The organism is Saccharothrix sp. NRRL B-16314 (assembly GCF_000716595.1).
Taxonomy (GTDB): domain Bacteria; phylum Actinomycetota; class Actinomycetes; order Mycobacteriales; family Pseudonocardiaceae; genus Actinosynnema.
On record NZ_JNXC01000252.1, the window covers coordinates 1 to 300 of the forward strand.

At 67.7% G+C, this 300-nt stretch carries 1 protein-coding gene; it reads left to right on the top strand.

Features of this window, described 5'->3' with window-relative positions; genetic code table 11:
• Positions 1–300 (top strand): twin-arginine translocase subunit TatC (locus OQ02_RS39870; protein WP_033443879.1); only part of this gene is annotated, 300 nt, incomplete at both ends.

Sequence of the window (300 nt, forward strand, 5' to 3'; positions counted from 1 at the left end):
TACCTCGCGTACCTGATCCTCCCCATCAGCGTGAAGGTGCTCATCAGCCTCACGCCCGAGGGCTCCGCGAACATCCTCTCGCTCGGTGACGTCCTCGACTTCACCCTGCGCATGGTGCTCGTCTTCGGCCTGGCCTTCGAGCTGCCGCTGGTCCTGGTGATGCTCAACCTCACCGGAGTCCTCACCGGCCGCCGCATGGCCGGCTGGTGGCGGGGCGTGATCATGGGCGTCTTCGTCTTCGGCGCCGTCATCACCCCGACCACCGACCCGGTCGGCATGATCGCCCTCGCCGGGCCCATC